9 protein-coding genes are annotated in these 8882 nt (G+C 69.6%); 1 reads left to right on the top strand and 8 read right to left on the bottom strand.

Going from position 1 to position 8882, the window contains the following annotated elements; translation table 11 throughout:
- A partial coding sequence (locus tag VFR64_00885; GenBank protein HET9488297.1) for a VOC family protein occupies nt 1–556 on the bottom strand: 556 nt, incomplete at its 3' end.
- A 69-nt stretch (nt 557–625) separates the two neighbouring features.
- Between VFR64_00885 and VFR64_00880 the strand changes: the two genes are divergently transcribed.
- Nucleotides 626–1141, top strand: a complete 516-nt coding sequence (locus tag VFR64_00880; GenBank protein HET9488296.1) for a 2'-5' RNA ligase family protein — start codon at nt 626–628, stop codon at nt 1139–1141.
- Between the two features lie 6 nt (nt 1142–1147).
- Here VFR64_00880 and VFR64_00875 read toward each other — a convergent pair whose 3' ends face one another.
- The 7 genes from VFR64_00875 to VFR64_00845 all read right to left on the bottom strand — a co-directional run bounded on the left by VFR64_00875 (nt 1148) and on the right by VFR64_00845 (nt 8858).
- Nucleotides 1148–1849, bottom strand: a complete 702-nt coding sequence (locus tag VFR64_00875) for a hypothetical protein (GenBank protein HET9488295.1) — start codon at nt 1847–1849, stop codon at nt 1148–1150.
- Entirely contained in the window at nt 1846–4218 is a 2373-nt protein-coding gene (locus VFR64_00870) for a xanthine dehydrogenase family protein molybdopterin-binding subunit (protein ID HET9488294.1), read from the bottom strand. The genes VFR64_00875 and VFR64_00870 overlap by 4 nt, the downstream gene beginning before the upstream one ends.
- A gap of 16 nt (nt 4219–4234) precedes the next feature.
- Nucleotides 4235–4951 carry an ABC transporter ATP-binding protein gene (locus VFR64_00865; protein ID HET9488293.1) on the bottom strand — a complete coding sequence of 239 codons (717 nt, stop codon included), beginning with the start codon at nt 4949–4951 and terminating at the stop codon, nt 4235–4237.
- 4 nt (nt 4952–4955) lie between these two features.
- Nucleotides 4956–5681: an ABC transporter ATP-binding protein gene (locus VFR64_00860; GenBank protein HET9488292.1), complete on the bottom strand. Its 726-nt coding sequence runs from the start codon at nt 5679–5681 to the stop codon at nt 4956–4958.
- Nucleotides 5681–6628: a branched-chain amino acid ABC transporter permease gene (locus VFR64_00855; GenBank protein HET9488291.1), complete on the bottom strand. Its 948-nt coding sequence runs from the start codon at nt 6626–6628 to the stop codon at nt 5681–5683. Before VFR64_00855 ends, VFR64_00860 begins: the two co-directional genes overlap by 1 nt.
- Before the next feature lie 2 nt (nt 6629–6630).
- Entirely contained in the window at nt 6631–7512 is an 882-nt protein-coding gene (locus tag VFR64_00850) for a branched-chain amino acid ABC transporter permease (GenBank protein ID HET9488290.1), read from the bottom strand.
- 62 nt (nt 7513–7574) lie between these two features.
- Nucleotides 7575–8858: an amino acid ABC transporter substrate-binding protein gene (locus tag VFR64_00845; protein HET9488289.1), complete on the bottom strand. Its 1284-nt coding sequence runs from the start codon at nt 8856–8858 to the stop codon at nt 7575–7577.
- Nucleotides 8859–8882: the final 24 nt, after the last annotated feature.

Raw genomic sequence — 8882 nt, 5'->3', positions numbered from 1 at the left:
AGGCGACGACGGACCGGGCGCGGTCGCTCATCTTCATGCCGAGCACGCGCGTGTAGAAGTCGATCTGGCTCTCGAGGTTGCCGGTGAAGAGCAGGACGTGACCGAGCCTTCGCGGGCGAGGCGGCTGCTCCTCGGGATAGCCGCGCCTGGCGGTTCGGGTGATGTGGCCCGGCGCGTTGAGGGTCAGCGGGGGGTCGGGTGGCGGCACCTCGCTGGCCTCGGGCCGGATGTTGACGGCGTTGCCATCCGGGTCGCGAATCCAGATGCCTCCCTCGGCCCCGCCCCGGGGCGGGTCGACCTCGCGCACCCCCGCCCGCTGGATGGACTCGCGCGTGGCCTCGAACTCGTCACCCGCAGCGCCCAGTGCCAGATGGTGCAGGCGCTTTCGGGGGCCGGGGTAGAGCAGCACCGTCTCGCGCTTCAGCGACACGGGGCGCAGGTGCACGGCGCCGTCCCGGGCCGCGTCCTCGACGAGACCGAAGCTGCGATAGAACTTGTCCCCGACGGTCTGATCGGGGACCTCCAGGGCATAGTGGAGCAGGGCTCGAACCGCCATCACGCACCTCCGCGCAGATGAGAGTCTACGCAGTCGGCCTGCGGATCGCCAGGGTAGTATCTGGGGCCGGTGAATCACCCCAGCTATCATCTGTGGGTCAAACCTTCCGGGGCGAGCTACGAGCTGCTCGACCGGACCATACGGAGGCTCGCCGGGGAGCTCGCGGCGCCGGTGTTCGCGCCCCATGTGACTCTGGTGGGACATCTCGAGGGCACGGAACGGGAGCACGTCCGGCGGACCGAAGAGCTCGCCCGGCGGCTCGCGCCGTTCGACGTCTTTCTCACGGAGCCGCGCTGGGGCGACCAGTATTTCCAGTGCATCTTCATGCTGGTAGAGGAGACGGTGGCGCTACGGAACGCCAACGCCCTGGCCCGGCGGCTGTTCCAGCGCGGCGACGAACGGTACATGCCCCACCTCAGCCTGGTCTACGGGTCGTACTCCGAGGCGCGCAAGCGGGGGATCGTCGAAAGCCTGCCCGCCGAGCTGCGGACGGCGTTCCGGGCGAGCGCAATCTACCTCATCCGTTCGGACAGCGACGACCCGGCTGACTGGCACGAGCTCATGGACCAGCCGATGCACGCGTGAACGGCGCTAGCGGGTTGGCTGGATCGTCAGCTCGCCCGTCGCGCGCAGCGTAATGGTGTAGACGAAATCCTTCCGGAGCCGCGTCGAGACGGCCTCGCCGTGCAGGGCCCGGATCCCGTGCTTCCGGGCCTCCTCGGGATCGTTGGCCAGCTCCCAGAACCGCGTCCAGAGCTCGCGCTCGAACGCCGTGGGGGCCCGCTCGGCGGCATAGCCCTGCGGCATCTGGCCCTCGCGGTCCAGCACGTCGCCCTCGGCCGGACGCCGGCGGTCGGTGAAGATCCGCCGGAAGAGCAGGAGCGCCTTGCCCTTGAGCGCGTCGCCGGCGGTCACGAAGGTGTCCTCGAACTTGATGACGAGGGCGTCCACGTAGACCTCGTCCCCGTCCAGCGTGAGCTCGCGGGGCTCGCCGATCGGGTTGCCCTGCCCGTCGAGCTCGGTGAAGCGGACCCGCGTCCGGGTGTGTCCCTCCGGACCGGGCCCCTGATCGAGCACCACCAGTCGGGCCCGCCGCTCCGTGTGTCGCAGGAGCCGGACCGCGGCCTCCAGCGCCTGGTTCCGCTCGCTGAGGGCGCGGATCTGGGCATCGCGCTCGGCCAGCTGCCGCTGGAGCGCCCGCCCGGGGGCCAGGACCATCTGGTCCACCAGGTACACGCCCCCCGCGCCGGCGGCGACGAAGAGGAGTACCCAGAACAGGCGGAAGACGCTCACGCGAGCCCTCCCTCGTGGCTCCCGCGATCGCGCCGCCCCGCGCTCAGCGCTCTCAGCACGCGCTCGGGAGTGATCGGTTGATCGGTCACCGCGACCCCGAAAGGGGCCAGCGCATCGTTGAGGGCGTTGAGGATCGCCGCCGGGGCGCCCGTCGTCCCCGCCTCTCCCGCCCCCTTGAAGCCGCCGGCCAGCATGGGGGCCGGCGTCTGCAGGTGGTGGACGTCGACGGCGGGCAGGTCGCTGGCCGTCGGCAACGCATAATCCATCAGCGTCGTCGCCAGCGGCTGCCCATCGCCGTCATAGGCGCAGTGCTCCCACAGCGCGCCGCCGATGCCCTGGGCGATCCCGCCGGCGATCTGCCCCTCGACCAGGGCCGGGTTGACGATGCGGCCGCAGTCATCGACGGCCACGTAGCGCAGGACCCGGACGCGACCGGTCTCCACGTCCACCTCGACGACGGCCAGGTGGGCCCCGTTGGTGAACGTCCAGGACGAAGGATTCGTGTAGTGCGTCGTGGCCTCCAGGCTCGGCTCGAGCCCTCGCAGCTCGTTCGAGCGGAAGTGCACCGTCCGCGCCAGCTCCTCGAGGGCCAGGCCCCGGTCGGGGCTGCCCCGAACGGCTGCGCGGCCGGCCCGCAGCTCGATGTCCTCGGGATCCGCCTCCAGAAGCGCGGCCGCCAGCCGCCGCACTCGTGCGGCCAGCCCGCGCGCCGCGAGCAGCGTGGCGCTGCCCCCGATCGGCATCCCGCGGCTGGCCCACGTCCCGCCCCCATAGGGGACCATTGCCGTATCGCCGGACCGCACGCTCACCGCCTCGAGATCGACGCCCAGCTCGTCGGCGATGATCTGAGCGAGGGCCGTCGTCGTGCCCTGCCCCTGGTCGGTCACGCCGACCAGGGCGGTCACGGCGCCGGACGGCTCGAGGCGGATCGTAGCACCCTCCTGCCCCGAGATCGGCGCTCCCCCGCTGCCGTAGAACTGCGCGCCCGGACCGGTGAGCTCGAGGAAGCAGGACAATCCGATGCCGAGGTATCGGCCCGTCGCCCGGGCCTCGGCCTGCTCACGCCGGAGCTCGTGGTACTTGGCCACGTCCAGGAGGTGGGTGAGCGCCTCCTGGTAGCTGCCGCTGTCGTACACGTTGCCACCAGCCGAGGTGTAGGGCAGCTCCTCTCGGGCGAGCAGGTTCCGGCGGCGGATCTCGGCGGGATCGAGGTCCAGATCGCGAGCGATCAGATCGAGCATGCTCTCGGTCACCGCGGTAGCGATGGGATGACCGACCGCGCGGTACTGCGAGGTGATGCCCTTGTTCTGGGCGATCACCTGCAGCCGCGCCTGGTAGGCCTCCAGGCGATAGGGCCCGGGCAGGAGCCGGAGCACCTGGCCGCCCTCCACCACGCTGGAGCGCGGGTAGGCCGAGTACGGCCCCACCGCGGCGACGATGCGCCCCCGCATGCCCCGCAGCGTCCCGTCGGCGGCGACCGCGACCTCCACGTCGATCGTCTGCTCGCGCGCGTGGATGTCGCTGAGGAAGGACTCCCGCCGGGTGGCCACCCACTTGACGGGGCGGCCCAGCCGGATGGCCAGCGCCACCGCCGCCATGTCGTCCTGGTAGACGTGGATCTTGATGCCGAACGAGCCCCCCACGTCGGGCGCGACGACGCGCACGTGGTGCTCGGCCAGCCCGAAGAGGTCGGCGAGCACCGCCTGCATCATGTGGGGCACCTGGGTGGAGATCCACACCGTCAGCCCGCGCGTGGAGGGATCGAAGTCGGCGAGCAGGCTGCGCGCCTCCAGCGGCACCCCGGTGTGGCGGCCGACTCGGAAGGTCCGACGGTAGATCTGGTGGGCTCCGGCGAACGCCTCCTCGACGTCCCCCGCGCTCAGCTCCGTCTCGTAGATCACGTTGTCGCCGAGCTCGTCGTGGATGCGGGGCGCGTCCGACGCCTGCGCCTGCTCCGGGGAGAGCAGGGCCGGACGCGGCGCATAGTCGGCCTGGATCAGCGCGACGGCGTCCTCGGCGGCGGCGCGGCTGTCCGCGGCCACGGCCGCCACCGGCTCGCCCACGTAGCGGACCCGCCCGCGGGCCAGCGGGAGCATCGCTCCCGTCTTCATCCCGCGGTAGTGCAGCAGGATGCCCCGGTACGGCTTGCAGAGCCCGGCCACCTCGGCGCCCGTCAGGATCGCCGTCACGCCGGGGGCGCGGCGGGCCGCCTCGACCTCCAGCCGGCGGATGTCCGCGTGCGGATGGGGACTGCGCAGGAACGCGGCGTGCACCATGCGCGGCAAGCTGAGGTCGTCGACGTAGCGGCCGCGCCCGCTCAGCAGCCGCGGGCTCTCGGCACGCTTGACGCTGGTTCCCACGTACCCCATGGGCAGCCCCGATCGCCTAGACTCCGAGGTAGAACTTCTTCACGAGCTCGTGTCCCCGGAGCTCCGCCGTGCTGCGTCCCTCGAACTCGATCTGTCCGTGGACGATGATGTAGCCGCGGTCGGCGATGCGGGTGGCCTGATTGAAGTTCTGCTCGGCCATGAGCACGGTGAGCTGGTACTGCTCCTTCAGCTCCTTGATCTTGGTGATCACCCGGGACACGAGCACCGGCGCCAGCCCGACCGACGGCTCGTCGACGAGCAGCAGCCGGGGCGCCGTCATGAGAGCCCGACCGATGGCCAGCATCTGCTGCTCTCCCCCGCTCATGCTCCCGGCCAGCTGGCGCCGCCGCTCGCGGAGGATCGGGAAGGCCTCGAAGCAGAAGTCGATGTTGCGCCCGATGGCCTGGCGAGCCTGCGCGCGGTAGGCGCCCAGCAGGAGGTTCTCCTCGACGGTCAGCTTGGGGAACAGTCGCCGGCCCTCGGGCACCAGCGCGATCCCCAGGCTGACGATGTCCTCGGGCGCCTTGCCGACCAGATCGATCCGCCGGCCGTCCAGCTCCACGTAGACCTCCCCGGCCGCTGGGCGCACGATGCCCATGATGCAGTTGATCAGGGTGCTCTTGCCGTTGCCGTTGGTGCCCAGGAGCACGACCGTCTCGCCCTCGCACACCTCCATCGACACGCCGTGCAGGACGCGGACGGCGCCGTAGCCGGCGTAGACGTTCCGGATCACGAGCCTATTCGCCAAGGTAGGCGCGCTCCACGGTCTTGTTGCCGAGGATCTGATCCGGGGTGCCCTCGGCGATCTTCTCGCCGGCGTCCAGCACGGCGATGCGCTCCGAGAAGCGCATGACCGCCCGCATGATGTGCTCGATCATGATGACGGTGATACCCCGCTCGTTGAGCCGGAACAGGATGGCCAGGATGTCGTCGACCTCCGTGGCCGACAGCCCGGCCATGGCCTCGTCGGCGATCAGGAGCCGCGGCTTCGCGGCCATGGCCCGGGCCAGCTCCAGCTTCCGGAGATCGATCTGGGTGAGGCCGCCCGTGGTGACGTCGGCCTTGGCCTCGAGCCCCATGAGCCGGAGGATCTCCAGGGCCTCGGTGGTCGCGTCGTGGCCGCCCCCGTCCCGGTGCGCGACGTACTCCAGCGGGATGCGCAGATTTTCTAGAACCGTCATGCTCTTGAACGGTTTGGGGATCTGGAAGCTGCGCGCGATGCCCAGGCGCGTGCGGCGGTGGGCGGCCAGGCCCGTGATATCGCGCGACTCGAGCAGAATGCGCCCGCCGTCGGTCTTGAGGGTGCCCGAGATGCAGTTGATGAGGGTCGTCTTGCCGGATCCGTTGGGCCCGATGAGGCCGAACCGCTCCCCGGCGCGGATCTGCAGACTCACCTGGTTGAGGGCCCGGAAGCCGCCGAACCGCTTGGTGACGCCCTGGATGTCCAGGAGGATGCCGGGCATCAGGCAGCCCGGCGCCGCGGCAGCCACCGGCGGACGAGCCCGACCAGCCCCTCGGGGGCCAGGATGACGAACGCGACGAGAATGACCCCGACGATCAACAGATTGAGGGCCGAGGAGATCGTGACCGTCGCCAGCTGCTGGGCCGTGCCCAGCAGCACCGCGCCGATGACGGGGCCGACCCACGTCGTCGTTCCCCCGATCATCGGCATGGCCAGGCTGTTCACGGCGTAGTCCAGGTTGAAGGCGGAGGACGGCTCCAGGAAGGTCACGTAGTACGGGAACGGGGAGCCGGCCAGGCCCATCAGGCCGCCGCTGATGGTCGTGGCCAGGAGCTTGAGCCGCAGGGTCGGCACTCCCATGCACTCGGCCGCTTCCTCGTTGTCGCGGATCGCGGTCAGCCCGCGCCCGATCCACGAGCGCTCGATGCACCAGGCCACCGCCACCGCGCCGACGGCGAGGAGGAGCATGACCACGAACAGGAACTCGACGTAGCTCGTGAAGATGGCCAGGGTCGCCGGCCGCCGGACCGTGATGCCCCGCGCGCCGCCCACGTACTCCCAGTTGACGAAGAAGGTCTGCAGCACCACGGTGAGGGCCAGCGTCGCGATGGAGAAGAACACGTCCCGCAGCCGGAGGGTGAGATAGCCGAGGCCGAGGCCGAGGACTGCGGCCACGACGCAGCTGGCCACGAGCAGGACCGGCAGGGGCGCCGAGTAGAGCTGGATGAGCACCACCGAGGTGTAGGCGCCCAGCGCGAAGAAGGCGGCGCTGCCGAAGTTCACGTAGCCCGTGTAGCCGCCCAGGATGTTCCACGCGGTCGCCAGCACGATGTACTGTAAAACTACGTAGCCGGCGAAGTACACGTACTGGTTCTGCACCACGCGCGTCAACAGCAGCCCCGCGGCCACCACCACGACCATCAGCACGGCGAAGGCCCACCCCCGCACGGCTATCGCCCGAACAGCCCGGAGGGACGAACGGCGAGGGCCAGCAGGAGGACCCCGAACGACACGGCGGGCGACCAGGAGGGACCGTAGAACGTGGCCGTGATGCTCTCGGCGATCCCGAGGATGAGGCCGGCGAGCAGCGTGCCGCCCAGGCTGCCCATCCCGCCCAGCACGGTGATCGCGAAGACCCGGCCGATGTACTCGCGGTTCATGGACGGCTCCACCGGCCCGATCATGATGAGCAGGGCCCCCGCGATGCTGGCGGTGGCGATGGCCACCCCGAAGGCGATGTCCTTGATGCGGATAGGGTCGGCCCCCATCAGGCGGAGGGCGAGCATGTCCTGGGACACCGCCTTGATGGCGCGGCCGAAGAACGTCTTCGAGAGCAGGAGCGCCAGGGCCAGCGTGAGACCCAGGGCGACGAGGCAGGGGATCAGCAGCCGGTAGGCGATCCCGATCGGGCCCAGGCGGATCGATTCCCCGAGGTAGGGCGCCTCCACCAGGCGGTAGTCCACCCCGTACTGCAGGAGCAGGCCGACCTCGATGATGAAGATGATGCCGAAGAAGAAGACCAGCCCCCGCAGCGACTCCTCGCCCGTCTTCTCGAAGCTCGCGTAATAGACACGATACACCGCCACCCCCAGGACGAAGAACACGGGGACGAAGAGCACGCCGGTCAGGACGGGGTCGAGCCCGAACTTGGTATTCATCACGTACGCGGCGTACGAGCCGAGGATGACGAAGGCGGGATGGGCGATGTTCACCACGTTGAGGAGGCCGAAGGAGATGGAGATCCCCAGGCTGACCGCGGCATAGAAGCCGCCCAGCAGGACCCCGGCGACGATGGCATTGGCCAGGAGGTCGAAGGCGATCACGCGCCACATCGGCCCGGAGGGCGGGCGGGTCGGGGCCGGTCCGCCCTCCGGGAGCGCTGGTCGACGCTACGCTAGTGCTTCATGGCCTTGGCGTACGGATAGATCAGGTTGCCCGACTTGAACTCCTCCGGCCACAGGACGACGCGCTTGCCAGGCTTCTTGAACTGGGCCACGTCCGTGCTCTCGATCCCCTGGAACTGGATCTGAAGCATCCGGCCTTTGGCCCACTCGCCGTTCGGGCCGAACTTCACCTTGCCCACGATCGTGTCGTGCTCGTGGCTCTTGATGTAGTCGGCGACCTTTTGCTGGTCGAGGCTCTTGGTGGCCTGGATGGCTTGCCCGAGGACCTGGACGTAGGCGTAGGCGAAGGGGGGCAGGTAGTGTCCGAGCGGATCGACACCCTCCTTCTCGGCCCGCGCCTGATACTTCTGGAGGAAGGCCTCGATGCCCGGGAACTTCATGGTGGGCTCGGGGACCCAGACGTCGTAGTTCAGGATCCCGTTGAGCCTGGGGCCCAGCTTCGTCAGCAGGGCGGCGAACTGGAGCCCCACCATCCCGCCTCCGAAGATCTTCGGCTGCAGGCCCACCTCGTGCGCGGCCAGGACCATCCCCGCCGAATCGGGCGGATACGAGGCGACGAACACGATGTCGGCATTCGTCGCCTTGATGGCCCTCACGATGGGCGTGTAGTCCACCGTCGTCGGCGGGTACGTGCTGTCGTAGACGATCTTGAGGCCGTGCTTCTTGACGTTCACGCGGGCTCCGGCCAGGGCATTGTGGGGAAACTCCGCGTCGGCGCCCACCAGGGCGATCGTCTGCGGCTTGGGCTTCTGCCGCATCGCCACCTCGAAGAAGGTGCCCGTCCAGTCCACCGCCGGGTTCGGCCCGGCTGGCATGATCTGGTAGTACCCCGGGTACTTGGCCTTCTCGTTGTTGGCCAGCCCGAACAGGCCGGGGAAGACCAGCTTGCGCTCCATGACGATGGGCATGGCCGGCGCGATGAGGTTGGTGCCGTAGCCCGAGACGACGAAGTGGACCTTGTCGACGTCCAGCAGCTTGGTGTAGATGCCGGGCACCGTGGCCGGCTTGGTCTGGTCGTCGTAGTAGACGAGCTGCACCGGGCGCCCCAGGATCCCACCCTTCTTGTTGACGTCCTCGGCCCAGATCTGCATGGCCATCAGCGCGGCCTTGCCATTGGCGGCCAGCCCGCCCGTGAGCGCCATGCCGCAGCCGATCTTGATGGGGTCGGCAGCCAGGGCGGGCGTCCCCGCTGCGGAGAGCGCGAACGCCGCGACCAGTGCGCCGACCAGCGCGGCCCGAAGCCGCCACGTACGTGAACGAAGCGTCGCTCTCATATCGTCCTCCTACCCTGGAAGGTT

It is taken from the genome of Candidatus Methylomirabilota bacterium (genome assembly GCA_035709005.1).
Taxonomy (GTDB): domain Bacteria; phylum Methylomirabilota; class Methylomirabilia; order Rokubacteriales; family CSP1-6; genus 40CM-4-69-5.
The sequence above is the reverse complement of the archived record's forward strand: the minus strand, read 5'-3'. Positions and strand labels throughout refer to the sequence as shown.